Source organism: Arthrobacter sp. NicSoilC5, assembly GCF_019977395.1.
Lineage (GTDB): Bacteria > Actinomycetota > Actinomycetes > Actinomycetales > Micrococcaceae > Arthrobacter.
The window spans coordinates 2,524,294-2,547,164 of sequence record NZ_AP024660.1 but is presented as its reverse complement, the minus strand read 5'-3'; the positions used below and the strand labels follow the sequence as shown (position 1 = coordinate 2,547,164).

General features: G+C 66.9%; 24 protein-coding genes. 14 read left to right on the top strand and 10 right to left on the bottom strand.

What is annotated here, in order from left to right; genetic code table 11:
• Window positions 1-55: 55 nt before the first annotated feature.
• From dapA to LDO22_RS11990, 3 genes are read left to right on the top strand one after another with little or no spacing between them, the layout of a single operon-like run.
• Window positions 56-949: a 4-hydroxy-tetrahydrodipicolinate synthase gene (gene dapA, locus LDO22_RS12000; protein WP_224023381.1), complete on the top strand. Its 894-nt coding sequence runs from the start codon at window positions 56-58 to the stop codon at window positions 947-949.
• A 3-nt stretch (window positions 950-952) separates the two neighbouring features.
• Complete coding sequence (locus LDO22_RS11995) at window positions 953-2,482, top strand: alanine/glycine:cation symporter family protein (protein ID WP_224023379.1); 1,530 nt, start codon at window positions 953-955, stop codon at window positions 2,480-2,482.
• Complete coding sequence (locus tag LDO22_RS11990) at window positions 2,479-3,972, top strand: aldehyde dehydrogenase family protein (RefSeq protein WP_224023377.1); 1,494 nt, start codon at window positions 2,479-2,481, stop codon at window positions 3,970-3,972. The genes LDO22_RS11995 and LDO22_RS11990 overlap by 4 nt, the downstream gene beginning before the upstream one ends.
• 85 nt (window positions 3,973-4,057) lie before the next feature.
• Here the strand turns inward: LDO22_RS11990 and LDO22_RS11985 are convergent, their stop codons facing one another.
• Window positions 4,058-4,651 carry a TetR/AcrR family transcriptional regulator gene (locus LDO22_RS11985; protein ID WP_224023375.1) on the bottom strand — a complete coding sequence of 198 codons (594 nt, stop codon included), beginning with the start codon at window positions 4,649-4,651 and terminating at the stop codon, window positions 4,058-4,060.
• Window positions 4,652-4,818: 167 nt separating this feature from the next.
• Between LDO22_RS11985 and LDO22_RS11980 the strand changes: the two genes are divergently transcribed.
• The 3 genes from LDO22_RS11980 to LDO22_RS11970 all read left to right on the top strand — a co-directional run bounded on the left by LDO22_RS11980 (window position 4,819) and on the right by LDO22_RS11970 (window position 8,126).
• The gene (locus LDO22_RS11980) at window positions 4,819-5,163 is read left to right on the top strand and encodes a cupin domain-containing protein (RefSeq protein ID WP_159630254.1); all 345 of its coding nucleotides are present in this window, start codon (window positions 4,819-4,821) and stop codon (window positions 5,161-5,163) included.
• A gap of 10 nt (window positions 5,164-5,173) precedes the next feature.
• Window positions 5,174-6,547 carry an NAD(P)/FAD-dependent oxidoreductase gene (locus LDO22_RS11975; RefSeq protein ID WP_224023373.1) on the top strand — a complete coding sequence of 458 codons (1,374 nt, stop codon included), beginning with the start codon at window positions 5,174-5,176 and terminating at the stop codon, window positions 6,545-6,547.
• A gap of 103 nt (window positions 6,548-6,650) precedes the next feature.
• A complete protein-coding gene (locus LDO22_RS11970) occupies window positions 6,651-8,126 on the top strand; it encodes an APC family permease (RefSeq protein WP_224023371.1) in 1,476 nt (491 codons plus the stop codon).
• Here the strand turns inward: LDO22_RS11970 and LDO22_RS11965 are convergent.
• Window positions 8,119-8,748, bottom strand: coding sequence for an AmiS/UreI family transporter (locus tag LDO22_RS11965; RefSeq protein WP_224023370.1), 630 nt, complete (start codon window positions 8,746-8,748; stop codon window positions 8,119-8,121). The two genes, LDO22_RS11970 and LDO22_RS11965, sit on opposite strands and share 8 nt — an antisense overlap.
• Before the next feature lie 201 nt (window positions 8,749-8,949).
• Between LDO22_RS11965 and gdhA the strand changes: the two genes are divergently transcribed.
• Window positions 8,950-10,287, top strand: coding sequence for an NADP-specific glutamate dehydrogenase (gene gdhA / locus LDO22_RS11960; RefSeq protein WP_224023367.1), 1,338 nt, complete (start codon window positions 8,950-8,952; stop codon window positions 10,285-10,287).
• Between the two features lie 15 nt (window positions 10,288-10,302).
• Here the strand turns inward: gdhA and LDO22_RS11955 are convergent, their stop codons facing one another.
• A complete protein-coding gene (locus LDO22_RS11955) occupies window positions 10,303-11,271 on the bottom strand; it encodes a helix-turn-helix domain-containing protein (RefSeq protein ID WP_224023365.1) in 969 nt (322 codons plus the stop codon).
• A gap of 162 nt (window positions 11,272-11,433) precedes the next feature.
• Between LDO22_RS11955 and LDO22_RS11950 the strand changes: the two genes are divergently transcribed.
• Both LDO22_RS11950 and LDO22_RS11945 read left to right on the top strand, forming a co-directional pair.
• A complete protein-coding gene (locus LDO22_RS11950) occupies window positions 11,434-12,108 on the top strand; it encodes a DUF1345 domain-containing protein (RefSeq protein ID WP_224023363.1) in 675 nt (224 codons plus the stop codon).
• A gap of 19 nt (window positions 12,109-12,127) precedes the next feature.
• Window positions 12,128-12,535 carry a DUF1003 domain-containing protein gene (locus LDO22_RS11945; RefSeq protein WP_224023361.1) on the top strand — a complete coding sequence of 136 codons (408 nt, stop codon included), beginning with the start codon at window positions 12,128-12,130 and terminating at the stop codon, window positions 12,533-12,535.
• Window positions 12,536-12,589: 54 nt separating this feature from the next.
• Here the strand turns inward: LDO22_RS11945 and LDO22_RS11940 are convergent, their stop codons facing one another.
• A complete protein-coding gene (locus tag LDO22_RS11940) occupies window positions 12,590-12,766 on the bottom strand; it encodes a CsbD family protein (protein ID WP_018770044.1) in 177 nt (58 codons plus the stop codon).
• Window positions 12,767-12,851: 85 nt separating this feature from the next.
• A complete protein-coding gene (locus LDO22_RS11935; RefSeq protein ID WP_224023359.1) occupies window positions 12,852-13,457 on the bottom strand; it encodes a TetR/AcrR family transcriptional regulator in 606 nt (201 codons plus the stop codon).
• 121 nt (window positions 13,458-13,578) lie between these two features.
• Between LDO22_RS11935 and LDO22_RS11930 the strand changes: the two genes are divergently transcribed.
• Complete coding sequence (locus LDO22_RS11930; protein WP_224023358.1) at window positions 13,579-15,519, top strand: primary-amine oxidase; 1,941 nt, start codon at window positions 13,579-13,581, stop codon at window positions 15,517-15,519.
• A complete protein-coding gene (locus LDO22_RS11925) occupies window positions 15,506-15,970 on the top strand; it encodes a hypothetical protein (protein WP_224023356.1) in 465 nt (154 codons plus the stop codon). The genes LDO22_RS11930 and LDO22_RS11925 overlap by 14 nt, the downstream gene beginning before the upstream one ends.
• An 11-nt stretch (window positions 15,971-15,981) precedes the next feature.
• On the opposite strand, the gene LDO22_RS11920 is transcribed toward LDO22_RS11925, so the two are convergent.
• From LDO22_RS11920 to LDO22_RS11900, 5 genes are all read right to left on the bottom strand, one after another.
• A complete protein-coding gene (locus LDO22_RS11920) occupies window positions 15,982-16,968 on the bottom strand; it encodes an NAD(P)-dependent oxidoreductase (RefSeq protein WP_224023354.1) in 987 nt (328 codons plus the stop codon).
• A 103-nt stretch (window positions 16,969-17,071) separates the two neighbouring features.
• The gene (locus LDO22_RS11915; RefSeq protein WP_159630278.1) at window positions 17,072-17,446 is read right to left on the bottom strand and encodes a cupin domain-containing protein; all 375 of its coding nucleotides are present in this window, start codon (window positions 17,444-17,446) and stop codon (window positions 17,072-17,074) included.
• 148 nt (window positions 17,447-17,594) lie between these two features.
• Complete coding sequence (locus tag LDO22_RS11910) at window positions 17,595-18,353, bottom strand: ThuA domain-containing protein (RefSeq protein ID WP_201302381.1); 759 nt, start codon at window positions 18,351-18,353, stop codon at window positions 17,595-17,597.
• Entirely contained in the window at window positions 18,353-19,438 is a 1,086-nt protein-coding gene (locus LDO22_RS11905) for a Gfo/Idh/MocA family oxidoreductase (RefSeq protein WP_224027228.1), read from the bottom strand. Before LDO22_RS11905 ends, LDO22_RS11910 begins: the two co-directional genes overlap by 1 nt.
• A gap of 69 nt (window positions 19,439-19,507) precedes the next feature.
• Window positions 19,508-19,720, bottom strand: a complete 213-nt coding sequence (locus LDO22_RS11900) for a hypothetical protein (RefSeq protein WP_224023352.1) — start codon at window positions 19,718-19,720, stop codon at window positions 19,508-19,510.
• Window positions 19,721-19,816: 96 nt separating this feature from the next.
• Here LDO22_RS11900 and glnT point away from each other — a divergent pair, with 96 nt between their 5' ends.
• Genes glnT through LDO22_RS11885 form a run of 3 tightly spaced genes read left to right on the top strand, consistent with a single transcriptional unit; the run spans window position 19,817 to window position 22,865 of the window.
• On the top strand, window positions 19,817-21,220 hold the full coding sequence (gene glnT / locus LDO22_RS11895; RefSeq protein WP_224023350.1) for a type III glutamate--ammonia ligase: 1,404 nt from the start codon (window positions 19,817-19,819) through the stop codon (window positions 21,218-21,220).
• A gap of 26 nt (window positions 21,221-21,246) precedes the next feature.
• Window positions 21,247-22,155, top strand: a complete 909-nt coding sequence (locus tag LDO22_RS11890) for a glutamine amidotransferase (protein ID WP_224023348.1) — start codon at window positions 21,247-21,249, stop codon at window positions 22,153-22,155.
• Entirely contained in the window at window positions 22,143-22,865 is a 723-nt protein-coding gene (locus LDO22_RS11885; protein WP_224023346.1) for a protein glxC, read from the top strand. The genes LDO22_RS11890 and LDO22_RS11885 overlap by 13 nt, the downstream gene beginning before the upstream one ends.
• Window positions 22,866-22,871: the final 6 nt, after the last annotated feature.

The following is a 22,871-nucleotide window of genomic DNA, read 5'->3' as shown; positions in this document are numbered from 1 at the left end:
CATCCACCGTTTCATCAGTCCACTGATCACACGCACGTAAGTAAGGAAACACTCCATGTCCAACAACCTCCGCGGTGTCCTCACCGCGCTCTCCACCCCCTTCAAGCAGGACGAAACCCTCGACGTCGAGACCTTGAAGCTGATCGTCGACCGCTCCATCGACGGCGGCGTGGACGGCGTCGTCGCCGCCGGCTCCACCGGCGAAGTAGGCGCCCTGTCCTCGGAAGAGCGCCTGCTGCTTATCGAGACCGTCATCAACCAGGCCAACGGCCGCGTGCCGGTAATCGCCAACACCGGTGCCACCTCCACTGCCGAGGCCATCCGCCTGTCCCGGGCCGCCGAGAAGCTGGGTGCCGACGTGCTCATGCTGGTCACCCCGTACTACGAGCCGCTGACCCTGGAGGAAACGGTCACCTACATCAAGGACGTGGCCCGGTCCGTCACCATTCCGGTGATGCTCTACAACATCCCGGCTGTCACCGGCGTGAACCTGGATCCGGCCACCGTCCGGGCACTGGCCGAGGAGGTGGACAACATCCGCTACATCAAGGACTCCAGCGCCAACTGGGAACAGGCACTTCAGCTGATCCACCACCACTCGGACGTCATCGGCACCTTCATCGGCTGGGACGTCTACCTCTACAGCGCCCTCGTCGAAGGCGCAGCGGGTGTCATGGCAGGCACGGCCAACGTGGTCCCGGCTGAAATCGTCGATGTCAGCCGCCGCATCGCCGAAGGCGACCTGCAGGGCGCACTGGAGCAGTGGAAGAAGGTCTACCCCGTGATTGACGCGCTCCTCTCGGTGCCGTTCATCCCCGCCATCAAGGCAGGCCTGACCCTGCAGGGCGTTCCCGCCGGATCCCCGCGCCGTCCCACGGCAGACCTCGGTGCCGGGGACCTGGGACGCGTGAAGAACGCCCTGTCCGCCCTGTACCAGACTGTCGGATAAGCCATGGGTACCGATTTCGGAGCCTTCCTGTCCGCCGTTTCCGACGCCATCTGGGCGCCCATGGCCTACGTGGTCCTGGGCCTCGGCGTCGCCTACTCCATCGCCACCAAAGGCATCCAGTTCCGCCGCATCCCGGACATGCTCCGCCAGTTGCGGGACAATGAAGGCGGGGAGGGCGGCCTGTCCTCCTTCCAGGCCCTGGTCCTGGCACTGGCCAGCCGCGTCGGCGTCGGAAGCATCGCGGGCGTTGCCACGGCCGTCGGCGCCGGTGGCCCCGGTGCCCTCGTCTGGATGGCCATCACCGGCCTGGTGGGCTGCACCGTCGGCTACGCCGAAGCAGCCCTGTCCCAAACCTTCAAACGCCAGGTCCAGGACGAGGACCGCCGCAGTGCCAACGAGGACATCGGCGGCATGCCGTACTACATCAAGTACGGCCTGAAGCTGCCCAAAGTGGGCGCACTCGTGGCAGTGCTGGGCGTCATCGGTTACGGCTTTGTCTTCCCGGGCCTGCAGGTCAACACCATTGCCGCAAGCGCCAAGCTGGCGTTCGGCCTGGACAGCTGGATTCCCGCCGTGCTGGTCACCGTCCTGATCGCCCTGGTCATCTTCGGCGGCACCACCCGCCTGGTGAAGGTGACCCAGGCCCTGGTGCCGGTCCTGGCCATCGGCTACCTGGTCCTTGCGCTGGCAGTGATCGGCATCAACATTGGCAGTGTCCCTGCCGCCGTTGCCCTGATCTTCCAGTCCGCCCTCGGTGTCCACCCCATCATGGGCGGCATCGCCGGAGCCGCAATTGCCTGGGGCGTGCGCCGGGCTGTCTTCGCCTCATCCAACGGCCTCGGTGAGGCCACCTTCGCCGCAGCTGCGGCCCGCACCTCCCATCCGGGCAAGCAGGGCCTGGTGCAAACGTTCAGCATCTACATCGACGTGCTGCTGATCTGCATGGCCACCGGCCTGATGATGGTGGTTTCCGGCAAGTACAACGTCGCGGACGGTTCCGGCGGTTTCCTGGTCAACAACATCCCGGGCGTTCCCGTTGGTGCCAACTGGGTGCAGGAAGCCATCGACACGCTGCTTCCGGGCTGGGGAGCGGGATTCGTTTCCGTTGCCGTACTCCTCTTCGGCTTTACCTGCCTGCTGGCCTACTTCTACGTGGCCAACTCCAACCTCCTCTACCTGCTGGACGGCAGGCCAGGGCATCTGTGGAAGAACGTCCTGAAGATCGGCACCATGGCCATCGTCTTCGTCGGCTCCATCGTGAACGCCCAGGTGGTCTGGGCGGCCGGCGACATCGGCCTGGGCCTGATCGCCTGGGTCAACCTCATCTGCCTGGCCTTCCTCTTCCCGCTGGTCCGCAAGATCTACAAGGACTACGAACGCCAACGGAAGCTGGGCCTGGACCCCACCTTCAATCCCAAGGCACTGGGCATCGACGGTGCCGACTTCTGGGAGCAGCCGGTTCCCGTCGAGCACCACCACCATCAACTCCACCACGCCAGCCAGTCCACCGAGAGGACCCCGGACAAGCCATGACCACCACTGACACTGCACTGTTCACCGTCCGCAGGGCGGCCAACCCGCCCGCGCCGTCCCTTCCCCCGTTTGGCCAGTTCATCGGCGGCGCGTTTGTTCCGTCCACGTCGGAGGCAACGGCCGACGTCGTGAACCCGGCGACCGGGGCGGTCCTCACCCGGGTGCCCGCCGGATCCGTCGAGGACGTCGACGCCGCCGTCGCCGCAGCTGTAGCGGCCAAGGCAGCGTGGGCAGCGAAGACGCCGAAGGACCGTGCCGGAGTCCTCCTCCGGATCGCGGACATCATCGAAGCCAACCGGGACCTGTTCGAAACCCTGGAATCCGCCAACACCGGCAAGCCCGCCGCGGTGGCGGAGGACGACATCACCAGCGCCATCGACACCTTCCGGTTCTCCGCCGGGGCCGCCCGCGCCTTCAGCACCATCGGTGCTGACGATTACGCGGAGAACCACACCTCGGTGATCCACCGCGAACCGGTGGGCGTGGTGGGCGTCATCACCCCCTGGAACTACCCACTGCTCATGGCTGCCTGGAAGATCGCCCCGGTCCTGGGCGCCGGTAACACCCTGGTCCTCAAGCCGTCCGAGCAGACCCCGCTGACCACGCTCAAGCTGGCCGAACTCATCGCCGGTGAGGTTCCCGCCGGCGTCGTGAACATCGTGACCGGCCCCGGACGCGTGGTGGGCAACCGGCTCTCCGAACACCCCGACGTTGACCTGGTGGCCATCACCGGAAGCGTGGGCAGCGGCCAGAAAGTGGCCACCGGTGCGGCCGCGTCGGTCAAGAGGGTGCACCTGGAGCTTGGCGGCAAGGCGCCCGTCGTGGTGTTTGACGACGCCGACCTGGAGGCCGCTGCCAAGGGGGTCCGCAGTGCCGGGTTCTGGAACGGCGGCCAGGAGTGCGGCGCGGCATGCCGGGTCCTGGTGCACGAATCGGTGGCGGAGAAATTCACCGGCCTGCTGGTGCAGGAGGTTAGCGAAATCTCCGTCGGCACCCCGGGCGCGGGGACCGACGTCGAGATCGGCTCCATGATCTCCGGAGCGCACTACGAGCGTGTCCTCGCCGCGCTGGACGACGTCCGCAAGGACGGCCTGACCATCGCGGTGGGCGGCAACGCCATCGAGGGGCCGGGCTTCTTCATCGAACCGACCGTGGTCACGGACGTTCCGCCCGGCGCCGCGATCGCCAGCACGGAAATCTTTGGGCCGGTGGTGTCCGTGGAGACCTTCAGCACGGATGAGGAAGCCGTTGCCCGGGCCAACGAAACCATTTACGGACTGGCGGCCTCTGTCTGGACAAGGGACTCTGCCCGCTCGCTGACCGTTCCCCGGAAGCTGGATTTCGGCACGGTCTGGGTGAACTCGCACCTGGTCATCGCCACCGAAATGCCGTGGGGCGGATTCAAGGGCTCCGGTTACGGCCGCGACCTGTCCAGCTACGCCCTGGAGGACTTCTCCCGCACCAAGCACGTGATGTACAACCGCGGCTGACGCGCTTCATTTTCAGGGACTTCTGCCGTGGCGCTGTTCGCGTCACGGCAGAAGTGCGTTAAGCAGCAATGCTCCAGCGGCAGCTTTAACTGCCCGCGATGCCACCCCTCCGCAGGAGAACCGCCTGGTGCACCTCCTCCAGGGCGGCAGCGATCTCCTCCCGCCCCACGCCCGCCAGGTACTGCAGCACCAGTCCATCCAGCGCGGCGAACAGCGAGCGGGCCACCACGCGGACGTCACCCTGGAAGCCGAATGCCTCAAGCCCCTCCGACAGCGCACCAACATAGCTTTCATACAGCGCGGCCACCGGTCCCGCCAGCTCCGGGCGGCGCCGGGCCTCGAGGATCATCTCGTACTGGAACACCTGCAGCCCCGGATCTTCAAGCAGCAGCTCCAGCAGCGCCTCCGTGAAAGTCCCGCCGTTTTCGGCTGCTTCCCGCAGCCGTGACGCGCCGATGGACTGCTCCGAGGACCACAGGAGCGCTGCCTCGATCAGGGCGTCCCGGGTCCCGAAATGGTGGGCGACCAGGCTGTTGTTGACGCCCGCCGCCTCGGCCACCGCACGGTACGTGAGTCCGCGCAGGCCCTTCTGCGCCACCACATCCACCGCCGCCCGAAGCAGGGCTTCGCGGCCCTTGCCATATTTGGGCGTGGCGGTGCGGGCGGCGGAAGCGGTCATAGCCCGATTCTAGCCATCCGCCGCCAGGCAAAAAGCAGCCCTTGACTTAAAACTAAGCAATTGCTTAGATTGCTTCCACGCGGTGATGCCCGTCACAGGACCGCCGCCATTTCACACATCCCGCGGCGTGACCGTTCCCCTGCCGCGCCTTCCCCTCTGGAGTACCCATGACCACCACCCCGTCCTTCACCGCGTCCGCTTCCCTTGACCCCGGCAGGAATGAGCCCTTCGAACTCGGCAAAGTACAGTGGGTGCGCCGCTTCGGCGAGGGTGACAGGCCCGCGCTGGCCTGCGGCTACTGGCACGTCAATCCCACAGAAGCCCCCGAACCCTTCAATCTCGTAATGGAAGCCGATGAGACCATCCACATCATCGAAGGTCACCTCCGGATCGAGGTGGAGGGCGGCGTCAGCTATGACCTCACCGCCGGCGGCGCCGCCTCCTTCAATAAGGGCGCCCGTACCAGGTGGGCTGTGCTGGCCCCCACCGTCGAATTCTTCGTCTACTCCTAGGGGCCCGGGGATGGCACAGCACAACAGCGCCATGGAGCAGGACCTGGACGTCGTCATCGTGGGTGCCGGGTTTGCCGGCCTCACCGCGGCCCGCGAACTCACCCGTCGTGGACTGGCAGTCCGCCTCGTTGAAGCGCGGGACCGCATCGGCGGCCGGACCTGGCTGGACCACCGGCTGGGCCGCGACGTGGAGATCGGCGGCACGTGGGTCCACTGGACCCAGCCGTACATTTGGGCGGAGTTGAAGCGGTACGGCATCGGAACCGTCGCCAGCCCGGAGCCCCAGCGGGCTTTCTGGTGGGCCGACGGCGGCCGCCGTGAAGGCGACCCCGGAGCCTTGCTTGACGTGATCGGCCGGCACAACGGCGAATTCACCAAGGAGTCCCGGACCTACTTCCCCGAACCGTTCCGGCCGTTGGCGACGGATGCCTTCAAGGGCATCGACCACATCTCGGTGCAGGACCGGATCCGGGAACAGTTTCCCGCCGGCGACGCCCGGGACATCCTCGAATCCTTCTGGACCTTGAACTTCAACGGCCCCCTGGAGGACGCGGCACTGACCCAGGCGCTGCGCTGGGTGGCCCTGACCAACGGTGACTGGGCCGTCAACTTCGAAGCCTGCGCCACGTACAAGATCCAGGGCGGAACCGCCGCGCTCGCCGAGGCCATCCTTGAGGACTCCCGTGCCGCCGTCGACTTTGGTTTCGCCGTGGAAGGCATGACGGACGACGGCGGGAGCGTCACCCTGCGGAGCGCGGACGGCCGGGCCATCAGCGCCAGGGCCGCCATTGTCACGGTCCCCCTTCCCGTCCTGGGAACCATCGACTTCCAGCCGCCGCTGCCGCCGGCCAAGATGGAAGCCGCGAAGCGCGGACAGGTGTCCAAGGGCGTCAAGGTGTGGATCCGGCTGCGGGGTGAGCACGCGCCGTTCGTGGCGTTGGGCAACGCGGACTGGCCGTTGAACTTCTTCCAGGTGGAGTACACGCTCGACGGCGACACGATCGTCGTCGGCTTCGGCCCCGACACAACAAGAATCGATGCGTCAGACGCAGCGGCAGTCCAGGAGCAGCTGGCCCGGCTGGTGCCCGGCGTTGACGTGCTGGACGTCGCTACCCATGACTGGGTGGCGGACCCGCTGGCGGGAGAGACCTGGCCGATGCACCGGACGGGTTTCCTCGGCAACCACCTGGCCGCGATGCAGTCCGGGTACGGCAACGTGCTTTTTGCCGGCTCCGATATTGCCAACGGCTGGGGCGGCTTCATCGACGGTGCCATTGAGAGCGGCATGGAAGCGGCGCAGGCCGCCGCGTCGCTGCTTGGCCCCCGCTCCGCCGCCCGCCCGGCCGCCCAGGAACCAGTGCCGCAAAATCCTGCACTGCGCTGACAAACAACAACTCGTCGCTGGTGGACAAAGGGGTTCGGCGCCCCGCTGCCAAGCTGGATTCCACAGCAATTTTCCCGAACTCATGACCGTTAAGAAGGATCAAATGAGTATTTCGAATTCCGAGCCCCGGACCACTGACGCTCCGGCCAAGGAGCATTCAACGGCACTGCGCGCCGGCAGCATCGGCGTCCTGGGCATCCTCTTCTTCGTCCTGTCGGCACAGGCACCCCTCACCGGGATCGTGGGCGCCTCGCCGCTGGCCGCAGCGCTCGGCAACGGTGCCGGCGCACCCGGCGCCTACCTGATCGTGGGCATCGTCATCGTGATCTTCGCCGTCGGATTTGTGGCGATGAGCCGCAAAATCCAGGCCAACGGCGCCTTCTACGCCTACGTCACCGCAGCGTTCGGCAGGAAAACCGGCGCCGGCGCCGCCTGGCTGGCCCTCCTGGCCTACAACACCGTCCAGGCCGCGATGTACGGGCTTTACGGTGCGGCGTTCTCCGGGCTGCTGGCATCCATCGGACTGGAGGTTCCGTGGTGGCTGCTTGCCCTGGCCACCATGGCCGGCGTCCAGGTGCTGGGTTCCCTGAACATCGAACTCGGTGCCCGCGTGCTGGCCCTGCTGGTGGGCCTCGAGGTGGCCATCCTGCTGCTGTTCGGCTTCACCGTCCTGCTCCACGGCGGCGGCCCGGAAGGCATCGGCGTGGCCGCGTCCTTCTCGCCCGAGGCCATCGGGGCCGGAGCGCCGGGCGTAGCCATCATGTTCGCCGTGGCTTCCATGTTCGGCTTCGAGTCCACGGCCATCTATTCGGCGGAGGCCAAGGACCCGCACCGCACGGTGGCCCGGGCCACCTACCTGTCCGTCGGTGTCATCTCCGTCTTCTTCTCCTTCATCTCCTGGATGCTGGTCAGCTACTACGGCCCGTCCCGGGTCATGGACGCGGCCGGGGCAGCCCTCGAATCCGGCGACGCCACGTCCTTTGTGCTCGGTCCCATGGTGGAGCTGTTCGGACCATGGGCGGGCGTGGTGGCAGGCATCCTGCTGGTCACCTCGCTGCTCGCCGGCATCATCGCCTTCCACAACGGCATCAACCGCTACCTGCACTCCCTGGCCCTGCGCGGTTCCATGCCCGCCGTGCTGGCCCGGACCAACCGGCACCGCGCCCCTGCCTTTGCCGCCTGGATCCAGACCGCCACCGCCGTCGTCCTGGTGCTTCCCTTCGCCATCCTGGCCCTGGACCCGGTCCTGACCCTCTTCTCCTGGTTCAGCGGCCTGGCCGTGGCGGCACTGCTGGTGCTCTACATGCTGTGCTCGGTGGCGGTGGTCAGCTTCTTCCGCCGCGAACGTGCCGGGGCGCAGCTGTGGCAGACCCGGATCGCCCCCGTCCTGGCAACGGTGCTGCTCGCCTGGGTCCTGTTCCTGGTGGTCAGCAATTTCACGGCCCTCATTGGCGGCAGTGCGGAAACAGCAACCGCCCTGCTCGCCGCGGTTCCCGTGGTCTTCCTGGCCGGGGTGCTGGTGGAATCCGCCATCGAGCGCCGGCACCACGCCGCCACCCTGGGACACGCGCTTACCTAGCGCTCACGGCTTCCCCTTCACTGGCCCGGCGCGGACTGGCAGGTCCGCGCCGGGCCAGCACGCGTGCCGCGATAAACAGTCCGGCCAGGAAGGCTGCCGCCAGCCACGCCGGCCCGGCCGCCCTGGGCCACAAACCGGCCAGGCCCAGGAACGCCGGAAAGGTTGCAGTGACCTGGCTGGCCAGCACCAGCGCCCAGCCGGTGAACAGGTCCAGCCGCACCGCGCCGAATGCAGCCGAGGCGAACAACAGCCCCCACAGCACCGACCAGCACACCCAGAGCACCGCGAGCAGCGGATCCGACCCGATCCACGCGCCCGCCAGCAGCAGGCCGAAAAACGCCACCATGCCGCAGAACCAGCCCAGGCCCTTCGAACCCAGGGCCAACAAAACATCCAGCCCGGCATAGGCGTACGTCAGCCCGAACAGGAACATGCCGGCGGCCGTCAAGAGGTGTTCAGTGCGGGTACTGCCAGTGGAAAGATGGACGACGCCGAGCACCAGTTGGGTGCCGCCGAGCAGCAGGCTGAAGGTGGCGGCGTCGCGGCGGGGGAGACGCCCCAGCGTCGCCAGCCCATTGACCAGCAGCGCGGCACCGGAGAGAAGCAGGCAAATGAAGGACATCAGCGCGTCTCCGGTGTGCAGGATGAATGCGCCAAAACTATCGCAATGTGGAATATCTGTGTCACATTACGGAGATTAGCCGAACCTGACCCACCCGCCTACTGCTCCCCGGTCGTAATCCGATAAGTTGAAGAGTAAACCTATGAGGCGACGTTGCTTTTGCGCTGTCCCTCGTTTCGGCTCAGAGGTAAGGAACAGTTCATGGACGCACGGCTCGAAGCCATCAAGGACACCGTCCTCGCGCGGAATCCCGGTGAAGCGGAGTTCCACCAGGCAGTGGTGGAGGTTTTCGAAAGCCTTGGCCCGGTCCACGACAGGCACCCGGAATTCCTCGAGGCTGCCATCCTGGAACGCCTTTGCGAGCCCGAACGCCAGATCATCTTCCGTGTGCCGTGGACGGACGACTCCGGACGCGTCCAAATCAACCGCGGCTTCCGGGTGGAGTTCAACTCCGCGCTGGGCCCGTACAAGGGCGGACTGCGCTTCCACCCGTCCGTCTACCTGGGCATCGTCAAATTCCTCGGCTTCGAGCAGATCTTCAAGAATGCCCTGACCGGCATGCCCATCGGCGGCGGCAAGGGCGGTTCCGACTTCGATCCCCGCGGCCGCAGCGATGCCGAAGTCATGCGGTTCTGCCAGTCCTTCATGACCGAGCTCTACCGCCACATCGGCGAATACACGGACGTCCCGGCCGGCGACATCGGCGTGGGCGGCCGCGAGATCGGCTACCTCTTCGGCCAGTACAAGCGCATCACCAACCGCTACGAATCCGGCGTGCTCACCGGCAAGGGCATCTCCTGGGGCGGCTCCCTCGTCCGGCCCGAGGCCACCGGATTCGGCACCGTCATCTTCACCCAGGAAATGCTGAAAACCAGGGGCACGTCCTTTGACGGCCAGCGCGTGGTGGTGTCGGGCTCCGGCAACGTGGCCATCAACGCCATCGCCAAAGCCCAGTCCCTCGGTGCCGCGGTGGTGGCCTGCTCCGACTCGTCAGGCTACGTGGTGGACGAGGCAGGCATCGACGTCGCGCTCCTCCGTGAGGTGAAGGAAGTGCAGCGCGGCCGCCTGAAGGATTACGCCGAACGCCGGGGCGGCGTTACCTACGTGGACGGCGGTTCGGTGTGGGACGTCGACGCCACGGTGGCACTTCCCTGCGCCACGCAGAACGAGCTCGACGGCGCCGCTGCCGCCCGCCTGATCCGCAACGGCCTGGTTGCCGTCGGAGAGGGCGCCAACATGCCCTCCACGCGTGACGCTGTTGCGGTGTTCCAGGAGGCGGGCGTCCTCTTCGGGCCGGGCAAGGCCGCCAACGCCGGCGGCGTGGCAACCTCGGCCCTGGAAATGCAGCAGAACGCCAGCCGTGATTCGTGGTCCTTCGAGCACACCGAAGAGCGGCTGACCGAGATCATGGTGGGCATCCACGACCGCTGCGCCGCCACCGCGGAGGAGTACGGCGAACCCGGCAACTACGTGCTCGGCGCCAACATCGGCGGGTTCGTCAAGGTGGCGGACGCCATGCTGGCGCAGGGGCTGATTTAGGAAACGCAGCCGGGTTCAGCCCCGGCGCCATTCGGTGGGTGAAACACCAAAGGCATCCCGGAACGTGCGGCTGAAATGGGCGGCATCCAGGAACCCCCAGCGGGCAGCCACCGTGCCAACGGATTGCCCGGCGTGCAGCGGGTCGCGGAGGTCGCGGCGTGCGCCTTCGAGCCGCTGCGTCCGGATCCAGCTGGCTACGGTGGTCCCCGACTCGTGGAAGACGTTGTGCAGGTGCCGGGTGGAGATGAAGTGCGCGGCGGCGATGCTTGCCGGTGACAGCAGGGGATCGGCCAGGTTGGCCTCGATGTACTCGCGGACCGAGACCGCCAGCAGTGCCTGCGGCTTCATGCGGTCCGGCGTGATGTCCATTTCCGCGTGCAGCATGGTGGACACCAGGTCCAAAGCGTTGGTGGCGAGCCGCGATCCGCTGGGGCCGTTCAGGACGTCCAGGTTCGCCGACAGTTCGCGAATGAACTGGCCCACGATTCCGCTGAGGCCACCGCTGCCCATGCGCACCGCGGCGAGCTGCCCCACGTAGTCCACGGGCAGGGAGAGGGCGTCGCAGGGAAACATCAGGACCATGATCCTGGTGCTGTCCTCGAAGGCAAGGGTGTAGGGCCGGTTGGTGTCATAGATTGCCAGGTCGCCGGGCTGCAGGACGGCTTCGCGGTTGTCCTGGATCAGCAGGCCCGTGCCTTCCAGCTGCAGGTTCAGCTTGAAATAGCGCTCATGGGCCTGGGCGATCAGCGCGGGGGTGCGGTGGACCTCGTGGGAGGTGGCGGTCACTTCCACGATGGACATCCGGTCCAGCACCCGGGAGCGCATGCGGCCCTGGAAGCCCTCCACGTCCGCCGTCCGCGCGGTGAGGGGCACGAAGGATTCGGCCACCAGGTGTTTCCAGTGGTCGAACGACGTGGCAACGCTGGAGTTGAGGTCCTGGCGTGGGGTCCGGGCTGTTGCCCCGGTTGCTGCAGCTGCTGGCATGATGTTCCTCGCGACGGATGGCCACTTCACGTTCCCCCGGGTTGTGTCCTGCGACACAGTCCCTTCAGGTTAGCGGCGCACCGGTCTTTTTTCAACGGTTGGCGAAAATAAGAAGAACTGCCTTTCCAGCCGCAGCCCAGCCTCGCGTGCCATGATCGGGCCATGAAGTCCATGACGGCTACCGGCGACCACCACCGGAACTTCAACTCCCGTGCCCACCATTCCCGGCTCCGCCTGCTGGTGATGCTCGCCGTCGGCCTGGTGGCGGCGCTGGCGGTTGGCACGTTTGGCACCTGGACGTATGCCCCGGCCCTCGGCTGGGCCGCCGCCTCGGCCACCTACCTCGTCTGGGTGTGGAGCGTGATCGGACGCCTGGGCCCTGCAGCCACCGCTGCGCATGCGCGGCGGGAGGATCCGGGCAGGGTCTTCTCTGACGCGCTGGTCCTGGGCGCCACCGTGGCCAGCTTTGCGGGCGTCGCCCTGATTTTGCTCGATGCCTCCAGTGAGCAGGGCGGAGCCAAGGATGCCACCGTGGCCATGGCGCTGGGCAGCATTGCCCTGTCATGGTTCCTGGTCCACACCCTGTTCACCCTCCGCTATGCAGCCATCTACTACCGCGATGGCACGGGAGTGGATTTCAATGAGGAAAGCCAGCCCCGGTACTCGGATTTTGCCTACCTGGCCTTCACCGTGGGCATGACATTCCAGGTATCGGACACCGACCTGAAGACCACTGCCATCCGTTCCACGGTCCTGCGCCAGGCGCTGCTGTCCTACCTGCTGGGTGCCATCGTCCTGGCCACCACCATCAACCTGGTGTCGGGGCTGATCCACTAAGCGGGCCTATTCTGGGCCCATGGCTGAGATAAGAGTTAACTGGCACCGGCGGCACAAAGAAGGCCTCAGTACGGGCGACAAGGCTGCTGACGCCCTTCGGAACGGCATGGGCAGCTGGCCTTTTGTGGGGCTGTTCCTGGGTTTTATGGGGCTGTGGGCCCTGGTGAATTCCATTGTCCTCGCCACCAACGCTTGGGACCCTTACCCCTACATCCTGCTGAACCTTTTCCTGTCCATGCTGGCGGGACTGCAGGGCGCCATCCTGCTCATTGCAGCCAAGCGCCAGGATGCCATCGCCTCGGCCATGGCGCAGCACGATTACGAAACTGACGTCCGGGCCGCGGCGCAGATAGAGATGCTGATGAACATCAACGCTGAACAGCTGAAGCTGCTGCAGGAACTGCGGGACATGCGGGACCGGCCCTGAAAACGCCAATGGGTGCAACTCCGGCTGGAGTTGCACCCATTATGCGAGTGTCCGCTAGTCCTTCTTGAAGGCATCCTTGACGTGCTCGCCGGCCTGCTTGAGGTCCGACTTTGCCTGGTCCGTCTGGCCTTCAGCCTTCAGGCTCTCGTCGCCCGTGGCGTTTCCGGCAGCTTCCTTGCCCTTGCCGCCGAGCTTCTCTGCAGCGTTGCCGATCTTGTCATCCAAACCCATGGAGATGCTCCTTACAGTTCGTGCTCGCTCCGGCATCCGCCAGAACCTGACCCCTCAATAGTAAGCATACTTTCGAGTTTGGCACTCATTTCCGGCCGGGAATTTTGCCCAGCAAGGAAAGATAGCCCTCCAGCTGGGCGGCGTGGCCGAAGTCGATCTGGCCAACAGGTGCAAGGGCGGCCTCGATCTGGGCCCCCAGCAGCATGTTCAGCAGCTGCCCGGCAAGGGTGGAATCGTCGACGGCGGCACGCACGTCGCCGCTGTCCCTCGCCTCTGCCAGGAAGCGGCGGATTGCCACCAGCCATTCATTCATCGACTGCTGGTGGATCGCCGCCTTCCGGGGGTCATTGATGGCCCTTTGCCAGAACGGGACCACGATACGCGCCTCATTGACGCGCTCGTCGTCGAGGGGGAGAACCTCAAGGCAAAAGGCCCGCAATGCGTCCAGGCCTGTCCGCCCGGCCGTGACCTCTGCGATGCGCAGGTTGGTCCTGTTGAACACATGGCTGAAGGCGAATTCGAGCAGGGTGTCCTTGGTGGGGAAGTAGGGTTTCAGGGCGCCGTTGGCGAAGCCTGCCTCCGTGGCGATCTCGCGCATGGTGGCGCTCTCAAGGCCCTGCCGGGCGATGATCCGCCAGGTGGCATCCACGAGTTCCAGGCGGCGCTCATCATGGTCAACTATCTTCGGCACCGCGGCCACTCCCCGGAAATATTTCGCTCAGACTCTTGTGAGCCATGTTACGGACGTTTATTCTCTACAACTATAGAAAATAAACCAGTGGCCGGCGACGGCCCGGACAAAGGCTCTTCCCATGACTCTTGCACCAACCGAAACCGCATCGGCCTTCCGCCTGGCAACGGCGGAGGAAATCCTTGACGTCCGCGCCATCCTGCAGTCTGAAGGCCACCTGGACCCGCAGCACCGCATCGCCTACCTTGGCCTGCTGGATCCGGCCCGGGGAACGGAACCACAGGCTGTGGACCGCCGTTTCCGGGTCTTCATCCACGACGTCTCAGGGGCTGCGCCGCGGGACGTCGTGGTCTCCATTACCCAGCAAAAGGTGCTCTCCGCCGTCGAACTCGACACCGCGGTGACCGGCGAACTGCCGGTCCTGGAGGAGGAGTTCGACGTGGTGGAATCGCTCCTGGCCGCCGATGACCGCTGGCTGAAGGCGCTCGCCGACAGGGGCCTCGAGGTCGAAAAGGTCCGCGTTGCGCCGCTCTCGGCCGGAGTTTTCGAATACGGTGAGGAGAAAGGCCGCCGCATCCTTCGCGGCCTGGCGTTCGTGCAGGAATTCCCGGAGGACAGCGCCTGGGCGCACCCGGTGGACGGGCTGGTGGCCTATGTGGACGTGGTCAGCAAGGAAGTCACCCAGGTCATCGACCTCGGCGTGATGCCCATCCCGGCAGAGCACGGCAACTACACCGATCCGGAACTGACCGGGCCTGTCCGCGCCACCCAGAAGCCCATCAGCATCACCCAGCCGGAAGGGCCCAGCTTCACCGTCACCGGCGGCAACCATGTGGAATGGGAGAAGTGGAGCGTGGACGTCGGCTTCGATGTCCGGGAAGGGGTGGTCCTGCACAACCTGGCCTTCCAGGACGGCGGCCGGAAGCGGCAGATCATCAACCGTGCGTCCATTGCCGAAATGGTGGTGCCCTACGGCGACCCCTCGCCCATCCGGTCCTGGCAGAACTATTTCGACACCGGCGAATACCTGGTGGGCCAGTACGCCAACTCGCTGGAACTTGGCTGCGACTGCCTGGGCGAGATCACCTACCTCAGCCCGGTCATCAGCGACGCGTTCGGCAACCCGCGGGAAATCCGCAACGGCATCTGCATGCACGAGGAGGACTGGAGCATCCTCTCCAAGCACTCCGACCTCTGGAGCGGCGTCACCTACACCCGCCGCAACCGCCGCCTGGTGATCTCCTTCTTCACCACGATCGGCAACTACGACTACGGCTTCTACTGGTACCTCTACCTGGACGGCACTATCGAATTCGAGGCCAAAGCCACCGGCATCGTCTTCACCTCCGCATTCCCGGAAGGCGGTTCGGACAACATCTCCCAGCTGGCGCCCGGCCTGGGCGCACCCTTCCACCAGCACCTCTTCAGCGCCCGGCTGGACATAGCCATCGACGGGTTCACCAACCGGGTGGAGGAAGAGGACGTGGTCCGCCAGGCGATGGGGCCGGGCAACGAACGCGGCAACGCCTTCTCCCGCAAGCGCACCGTCCTGGCCCGCGAATCCGACGGCGTCCGGGAGGCTGACGCCCGCGCCGGCCGGACCTGGATCATCTCCAACCCGGAATCCCGCAACCGGCTGGGGGAGTCCGTGGGCTATAAACTGCACTCCCACAACCAGCCCACGCTGCTCGCGGACCCGGACTCCTCCATCGCCCGCCGCGCCGCCTTTGCCACCAAGGACCTGTGGGTCACCCGGTACGCCGAGGACGAGAAGTACCCCACGGGCGACTTCGTGAACCAGCACGCCGGCGGCGCGGGCCTGCCGGCCTACGTCTCGCAGGACCGGGACATCGACGGCCAGGACATCGTCGTCTGGCACACCTTCGGCCTGACCCACTTCCCCCGGGTGGAGGACTGGCCCATCATGCCCGTGGACACCGTCGGCTTCAAGCTCCGTCCCGAGGGCTTTTTCGACCGCAGCCCCGTCCTGGACGTTCCCGCCAACCCGAACCAGCAGGCGTCCTCCTGCCACACCGAGGGCGGCAGCGGTGGCTGCCACTAGCCTCGTCCCCGCCGCGGCAGGGCGTACGACGGCGGCGGGGCGGCTGCGTGCCAACGGTCCCGTCCTGCATCCCCGTGCCGTAGCGGTGGCCACCGCCGGTTCCTGCGTTGCCCACGTGGGGCTGGCGGCGTCGGGACACCACGGCGTGTGGCTCAGCGTCCTGATGCTGGCGCTCGCCGCCGTCTGCGTTCCCTGCACGGTTCATATCTGGCGGCACAGCCGGGTGGCCGCCCTGCACCAGGTCACCGCTGCTGCCGTGGCGATGGCCGCCCTGCATGCCGTCCTGCTGCTGGCCGCCGGGGGTGCCGGGCACGCCCATGGCGGCCAGCCGTCGTCGTCCGCTGTTGGTGGTTCGGGCAGCACGGACCTGCTGCTGGTTGTTGCCCTGGAACTGGGGACGGCGCTCCTCGCTGCAACCCTGGTGGCCCGGCTGCGGCGCCTGCGCCGGTAGGGTTTCGGGGCTCAGCCGGCCGGGACGCCGAGCGGGCGGGCGACGTGCAGCTGTTCGTGGTCAACGAGCCACTGGATGGATTCGAAGATGGCCTGCTCCGGTTCGTACCGCGGCGCGTAGCCGAGCACGGAGGCCGCTTTTTCGATGCTGAAGCACTGGCTGCGGTAAAGGTGGTTCCAGCTCGCATCCGCGTGCTCGCGGGAGGTGTTCTCCCGGAAGCGGTCCCAGGGAACCGTCTCCAGTACCGCAGCGTGCCCGAACCAGGCGGCGGCGATGTCCGCATAACCGCGGACCGTCAGCGCCGTGGGGGCAACGATGTTGAAGTCCTCACCGGTGGCTGCCTCCCGCCGGGCAATTGCCTTCTCGAAGGCCTGGGCCACGTCATCGGCGTGCACATGGTGCATCAGCTCCGTGCCGCTGCCGGGAATCCGGAGGGGCTGGCCTGCAGAGATCGTCTGCCAGACGGCGGGATCAAGGTTTCCCAGCGGACCAACGGGCTGCCAGCCCGGCCCGACAATGTGGCCGGGGTGCAGTGACGTGGTGGCCAGCCCGCCGCTGGCGGTTTCCTCCTGCAGCATCAGTGCAATCCTGTTTTTCTGGATGCCGTACTCGCCAAAGGGCGGTGCGGCTGAATCCGATCCCTCCCTGATGGGCAGCTTCAGGCTCTGCCCGTACCGCCAGACGGAGCCGCAGTGCAGCAGGTGCCCCACCTCGCCCCGCAGCCGCTGCACCAGCGCAGCCGCCGATTCGAGGGTGAAGCAGACCAGGTCCACCACGACGTCCGGCTTGAGGGCGGCCACCCGGTCAGGGAAGGTTCCGTCCTGGTCCTCTGCCTGCCGGTCCGCGGTGACGTGCTGCACCTGCTGCCACTCCGGTGCCTCTGTGTACGGCTTGCTGGTGCCGCGGCTGATGTTGGTGACCTCGTGGCCGGCTTGGACCAGCCGGGGGACCAGGAACGAACCGATGTGGCCGCTGCCGCCGATGACGGTGACTTTCATTGCTCTCCGATCGTTGCGTTCCCTCCACGGTAGGGCCGCGGCAGCAGGAAAGGGAGGCCCTGCCGGACCTCCCTTTCCTGGCGATAGGGGTGGAACCCAAGGGTCAGGCAGGCTTGGCGTACTCTGCCGCGCTCATGACCTCGTAGCCAACAAACGTCTCATCGCCCTCCACCCAGGCGTCGTGGCCGGCCGGGATGGAGTAGGCGTCACCGGACTGGATGGTCATGCCGGTTCCGTTGTCCAGCTGGACGGTCAGGGTGCCGGAGGTGCAAAAACCAAGGTGATTGTTCTGGCAGCTGTCCGTATGGACAACCGTCTTGACGGTTTCTGACCAGCGCCAGCCGGGCTCAAACGTGAACCGGCCCAGGGTGGCGCCACCAATGTTCACCACGTCTACTTGCGTCTTGGGCGGACGGCGCTTTTCGTCCGGTTGGTCAAATGATTTGGACTCCAGGTCCTTCACCGTTACTGCGGGCATTGCTGGCTCCTTCGTAAGGAGTGGTTATTGAGTTCGTCCGGGGCTGTGCGCGGCCGGGATCGGGGCCGGCAGGGCGGGATGTGCCCCGTCCAGAGCCTGCCGGTCCCATGGATCAACGCTCTCAATCTGCTCCTGCGCGCAGCCCGTGTCAATGACGGTTTTCCGCCTGGAACCACTCCCGCCCGGGGTTGGTCACCGAGGGGGCGGAACGGTCAATCCCGGGCTGTGCAGCCCACCGCACCCCGTTGGCCAGGACCCGCTGGACCTGCGGATGGTGGTACACCGGGTACTCCTGGTCGCCGGGGCTGAAGTAGAAGATGCGGCCCTTGCCGCGGGTGAAGGTCACGCCGGAGCGGAACACCTCGCCGCCGGCAAAGGAGCTGATGAAGATCAGGTCGTCCGGGTCCGGGATGTCGAACAATTCGCCGTACATCTCCTGCTCCGGAATGACGATGGGGCTCTCCACGCCCTCCGCGATGGGATGGGAGGGCTTGACGGTCCACACCAGCTCCCGCTGGCCGTCATTCCGCCAGGCCAGCGAACAGCTGGTGCCGAGCAGTTTGGTGAAGATCTTCGCGAAGTGCCCCGAGTGGAGCACGATCAGCCCCATACCGCCCAGCACATGCCGGTGGACGCGTTCGACGACGGCGTCCCCCACCCCGGCGTGCGCGATGTGGCCCCACCACAACAGGACGTCCGTCTCCGCGAGCACCTCCTCGGCAAGGCCGTGGTCGGGATCCGTGGCCAGGACCGCCGTCGTGATGTCCGCCTCCGGAAGGTGGGAGCGCAGGCCCGCGGCGATGGCTCCGTGGATGCCGTCCGGGTAGATCTCCCCGATGTGGGACGGCTCGTTGTTGGCTTCGTGGACGCCTTCGTTCCACACCAGGATCCGGAGTTTGCCGTCCATCAGAGACGAACCTCCCTCTGCTCGCGTGCGGACTGGTAGCACGCGTCGATGACCTGGGCGCGGTACAGCGCCAGGGATCCGTCATGGTTGGCCCATACGTGCTCGCCGCCCCGCACGGCGGTGACGAAATCCTCCACCACAGCATCGTGCGCGCGGCCCGGCAGGACCGGGGGCAGGTAGTCCGCGGACCCGCCGTCCTTGTCCGTGAACACCCGCAGCCGGCCCACCGGCGGGAACGGCGCCCCGTGCACCCTGAGCTCGGCGCCGCCGTCGGTCCCGTACACCGTGAAGTCCAGCTGGTCATCGGTTTCCCGGTAGGCCGCCCAGCTGGCCTCGACCAGCAGGGTCGCGCCGCCCTCCAGCCGCAGGAACGCCGTCGCGAAGTCCTCCACTTCGAAGGCGTGGCTGGTGGCGTGGGCGGAGAACCGGCTGCCGCCGCCCCGGCCCTGCGGCCCCAGTTCGGCATGGGTGGCCGCGGAGACCGCCACCACCTTGGGCTCGCCGAGGAGGTACAGGGCGAAGTCGAGCACATGGACGCCGATGTCCGCCAAGGGCCCGCCGCCGGCGAGCTCCGGGTTGGTGAACCAGCTGCCCAGCGTGGGAATGCCCGCGCGCCGCAGCCATGACGCCTTCGCGTAGTAGGGCCTGCCCAGGCCGCCGTGGTCGATGACCTCCTTGAGCGCCTTGATGTCGCCGCGCCGGCGGTGGTTGAAGGCGACGTCCAGGACGCGGCCGGCCTTGCGGGCGGCGTCCACCATGGCCTGGCCTTCCGCGGCGTTGCGGGCGATGGGCTTTTCGCTCAGGACGTGGATACCCCGTTCCAGGGCGGCGATGGAGATCGGGGCGTGCAGGAAGGTGGGTACTGCCACGCTGACTGCGTCCAGGCCGCCGTGGTCCAGCATGTCCTGCCAGTCGGCGAAGGCGTTCGGAATGGCGTATTCGGCCTGCAGGGAGTCCCGGAGGTCCTGCTCCATCCCTGCCACCGAGACGATCCTTACTCCGTCCAGCGCCGAGTAGGCCTTGAGGTGCTGCTGGCCGGCCCAGCCGATGCCCACCACACCCACCTGTAAATCCGTCGGCGGCATGGGGGAGGGATGCGTGCTGTTCAAGGGCTGGCTCCTTCGGGGGTGGCTTGCTGCCCGGTTCCCCTCAGCCTAGTACCGCAGCTTGCCCCGGAGCTGGTGCCGGGGCCCCGTCTGGCCCCGGCCGCTTTCGCCCCGGAGGTGTACGACGGCGTCACGCAGCGCCCGCTTTTGGCGCGCCCGGGTGCCGTGTTCCCCGCAAACCCGGGCCGCCGCCGTCGTGCCCTGGCCAAAAGCGTGCCCTGCGTGACGGGCGCCGACGGGCTGGCCCGTCGAAACATGCATTTAACCTTCCGGCCCGACGCGCGAAATACGGGTTTGGATACTCTGATGCAACAAGGTTTACTGATAGCTAACGCCAACCCTGACAGGAATGTTTCGATGACCAGTGTCGCAACCCCTGCTGTAACCCCCGCCGCCGGCCTCGTCGGCCAGGCTCCGCCAGCCCTGGCGGAACGCATTTCCCTGGCGGACATTGCCCGCGCCCATGACGTCCGCTTCCTCCTGGCCACGTTCGTGGACATGACCGGCAAGCCCTGCGCCAAGCTCGTCCCGGTGGAAGCCGCTGACGAACTCGAAGCAGGCGCCATGGGTTTCGCAGGCTATGCGGCCGGCCTCATCGGCCAGAAGCCCCAGGACGGGGACCTTATCGCCGTCCCGGACCTTGCCTCCTTCACCCCCGTCCCCTTCATCAAGGAAGGGCTGGCCATCATCCACTGCGACCCGCATGTCGACGGTAAGCCCTGGCCCTACGCCCCGCGCGTCATCCTCAAGAACGCCCTGGCCCGCCTGGCTGACCGGGGCATGCAGGCCAAGGTGGGCGCCGAGGTGGAGTACTTCCTGGTGAACAGGAACGACGACGGAACGCTGAGCACCGCCGACGCCCGCGACGATTCGCCCCGCCCCTGCTACGACGCCCGCGGCGTGACCCGGATGTACGAGCATCTCACGTCCATCAGCGACGCGATGAACTCGCTCGGCTGGGGTAACTACGCCAACGACCACGAGGACGCCGCCGGGCAGTTCGAGCAGAACTTCACCTACGCCGATGCCCTCACCACCGCCGACCGGGTGGTCTCCCTCCGCTACATCCTGAACATCCTGGCCGAGCAGCGCGGCATGACCGCCACGTTCATGCCCAAGCCCTTCACGGACCGCACCGGAACCGGCCTGCACTTCCACCTCTCGCTGTGGTCGGGTGCGGAGGCGCTGTTCCCGGGGGACGACGGAAACGCGGACGACGGCGGACGCGGCCTCGGGCTGTCCGGCCTCGCGTATTCCTTCATCGCCGGCATCCTGGACCACGCCCCCGCGCTGCAGGCCTTCCTCGCCCCCACGGTCAACTCCTACAAGCGCACCGGCGCCACCACCAGTTCCTCCGGCGCCACCTGGTCCCCGCGGAAGGCCTCCTACGGCGGCAACGACCGGACCCACATGATCCGCGTGCCGGACAACAAGAGGATCGAACTCCGCTCCGGCGACGGTTCCGCCAACCCGTACCTCGCCGTCGCCACCGCCATCGCCGCAGGGCTGGACGGTGTGGAGAAGTCCCTCGACCCGGGCACGCCATCCGGGCCGGGGGAGTCCAAGGCGGACGCCCATTTGCTGCCCGCCACCCTGCTCCACGCCGTGGAAGCGCTCCGGAGGGACCCCGTGATCCTGGCCGGCCTGAGCGGAGATCCGGAGATCGGAACCTACTACGCAAACGCCAAGGAAGAGGAGTTCCTCAGCTGGCACAACCAGGTCAGCGACTGGGAAATCCGCACCTACCTCACCTCGATCTAATCCCAACGAAGTAAAGGAATCCCACCATGTGCGGAATCGCCGCGCTGCAGCTGCGCAATCCCTCGCTGCACCCCCGGATGGGCAGCCTGCTGTCCTCGATGCTCTGCCAGATCGTGGACCGCGGACCCGACTCCGCCGGCCTCGCCGTCTACAACACCCCGGGCCTGGTGTCGCCGGGCACGTCCACCCTGAGCCTGCTCGGCAGGGACCAGGGAATGACGACGGCGGACATCACCTCAGGTGTCGCGGCGCTCCTGCCGTCTGACGCGGCAGCGGCCGTGCAGGTGGTGGGCGACACCACCCTGGTGAGCGCCGCCGTCGGGACGGACCTCCTGGTCAAGGCGGTCACCGAAACCCTGCCAGCCGCCACCGTCATTGGCCGCGGCGAACATGTGGCCGTGATGAAGAGCGTGGGCCACCCCATGGAGATCGCCGCCGACCACGGACTGGAAGCCATGGCCGGCAGCCAGGGCCTGTCCCACACCCGGATGGCCACCGAATCCGCCGTTACCGCCGGCGGCTCGCACCCTTTCTCCGTGGCCGACGACCTGTGCCTGGTGCACAACGGGTCCTTCTCCAACCACGCCAGCGTCCGCCGCGAGCTCAAGCGCGAAGGCGTGGTGTTCGACTCCGAGAACGACACCGAGGTGGGGGCCCGCTACGTCGCCTCCCGGCTGCAGCAGGGCGACACCCTCGAGGAAGCCCTGGTGAACCTGGGCAAGGTCCTGGACGGCTTCTACACCCTGGTGGTCACCACCGCGGACAGCATGGCCGTGGTCCGCGACCCCATCGCCTGCAAGCCCGCCATCATCGCCGAAACCGACGACTACGTGGCCATGGCCTCCGAATACCGCGCCCTGGCAGCACTGCCCGGCATCGACAATGCCCGCATCTTTGAACCGGAACCCGGAAAGGTCTACACATGGTCACTCTGACAGCCCCCGAAGCCACTGCCCCCGCACTGGACGGCCCCACCGTCGTCGACCTGTCCGGCGCCCCGGTCCGCGACCTGAACCAGGCACTCCACAACGCGGCCGACGGCCAATCCTGGACCGTGACCAACCCCGGCGGCAAGCACAGCCTCGCCGTCGGCATTAACGCCGACGCCACCGTAACCATCGAAGGCCACGCCGGCTACTACGCCGCCGGGATGCACCAAAAGGGAACCGTGACCGTCACCGGCAACGCCGGCGTCGGACTGGCCGAGAACATCATGTCCGGCACCGTCCACGTCAAGGGCGACGCCTCCCAGTCCGCGGCCGCCACCGGCCACGGCGGCCTGGTGGTCATCGACGGCAACGCCGGCGCCCGCTGCGGGATCTCCATGAAGGGCGTGGACATCGTGGTGGGCGGCAACATCGGCCACATGTCCGCCTTCATGGCCCAAGCCGGACGGCTGGTGGTCTGCGGCGACGCGGGGGATGCACTGGGCGACTCCATCTACGAGGCCCGCATCTACGTGAAGGGCGCGGTGGCCTCTCTGGGCGCCGACTGCATCGAAAAGCCGCTGAAGGCCGAGCACCTGGCCGAACTCGCGGAACTCCTGGCCGCCGCCGGCCGCACCGACAACCCGGCCGACTTCAAGCGCTACGGCTCCGCCCGGAACCTCTACCACTTCCACGTCGACAACTCGACTGCCTACTAGGAGGCC

Bases quoted from the DNA above. Each gene is read 5' to 3' on its own strand.
- dapA (WP_224023381.1), top strand. From the start codon at position 56: ATGTCCAACAACCTCCGCGGTGTCCTCACCGCGCTCTCCACCCCCTTC.
- LDO22_RS11995 (WP_224023379.1), top strand. From the start codon at position 953: ATGGGTACCGATTTCGGAGCCTTCCTGTCCGCCGTTTCCGACGCCATC.
- LDO22_RS11990 (WP_224023377.1), top strand. From the start codon at position 2,479: ATGACCACCACTGACACTGCACTGTTCACCGTCCGCAGGGCGGCCAAC.
- LDO22_RS11985 (WP_224023375.1), bottom strand. From the start codon at position 4,651: ATGACCGCTTCCGCCGCCCGCACCGCCACGCCCAAATATGGCAAGGGC.
- LDO22_RS11980 (WP_159630254.1), top strand. From the start codon at position 4,819: ATGACCACCACCCCGTCCTTCACCGCGTCCGCTTCCCTTGACCCCGGC.
- LDO22_RS11975 (WP_224023373.1), top strand. From the start codon at position 5,174: ATGGCACAGCACAACAGCGCCATGGAGCAGGACCTGGACGTCGTCATC.
- LDO22_RS11970 (WP_224023371.1), top strand. From the start codon at position 6,651: ATGAGTATTTCGAATTCCGAGCCCCGGACCACTGACGCTCCGGCCAAG.
- LDO22_RS11965 (WP_224023370.1), bottom strand. From the start codon at position 8,748: ATGTCCTTCATTTGCCTGCTTCTCTCCGGTGCCGCGCTGCTGGTCAAT.
- gdhA (WP_224023367.1), top strand. From the start codon at position 8,950: ATGGACGCACGGCTCGAAGCCATCAAGGACACCGTCCTCGCGCGGAAT.
- LDO22_RS11955 (WP_224023365.1), bottom strand. From the start codon at position 11,271: ATGCCAGCAGCTGCAGCAACCGGGGCAACAGCCCGGACCCCACGCCAG.
- LDO22_RS11950 (WP_224023363.1), top strand. From the start codon at position 11,434: ATGAAGTCCATGACGGCTACCGGCGACCACCACCGGAACTTCAACTCC.
- LDO22_RS11945 (WP_224023361.1), top strand. From the start codon at position 12,128: ATGGCTGAGATAAGAGTTAACTGGCACCGGCGGCACAAAGAAGGCCTC.
- LDO22_RS11940 (WP_018770044.1), bottom strand. From the start codon at position 12,766: ATGGGTTTGGATGACAAGATCGGCAACGCTGCAGAGAAGCTCGGCGGC.
- LDO22_RS11930 (WP_224023358.1), top strand. From the start codon at position 13,579: ATGACTCTTGCACCAACCGAAACCGCATCGGCCTTCCGCCTGGCAACG.
- LDO22_RS11920 (WP_224023354.1), bottom strand. From the start codon at position 16,968: ATGAAAGTCACCGTCATCGGCGGCAGCGGCCACATCGGTTCGTTCCTG.
- LDO22_RS11915 (WP_159630278.1), bottom strand. From the start codon at position 17,446: ATGCCCGCAGTAACGGTGAAGGACCTGGAGTCCAAATCATTTGACCAA.
- LDO22_RS11910 (WP_201302381.1), bottom strand. From the start codon at position 18,353: ATGGACGGCAAACTCCGGATCCTGGTGTGGAACGAAGGCGTCCACGAA.
- LDO22_RS11905 (WP_224027228.1), bottom strand. From the start codon at position 19,438: ATGCCGCCGACGGATTTACAGGTGGGTGTGGTGGGCATCGGCTGGGCC.
- LDO22_RS11900 (WP_224023352.1), bottom strand. From the start codon at position 19,720: ATGCATGTTTCGACGGGCCAGCCCGTCGGCGCCCGTCACGCAGGGCAC.
- glnT (WP_224023350.1), top strand. From the start codon at position 19,817: ATGACCAGTGTCGCAACCCCTGCTGTAACCCCCGCCGCCGGCCTCGTC.
- LDO22_RS11890 (WP_224023348.1), top strand. From the start codon at position 21,247: ATGTGCGGAATCGCCGCGCTGCAGCTGCGCAATCCCTCGCTGCACCCC.
- LDO22_RS11885 (WP_224023346.1), top strand. From the start codon at position 22,143: ATGGTCACTCTGACAGCCCCCGAAGCCACTGCCCCCGCACTGGACGGC.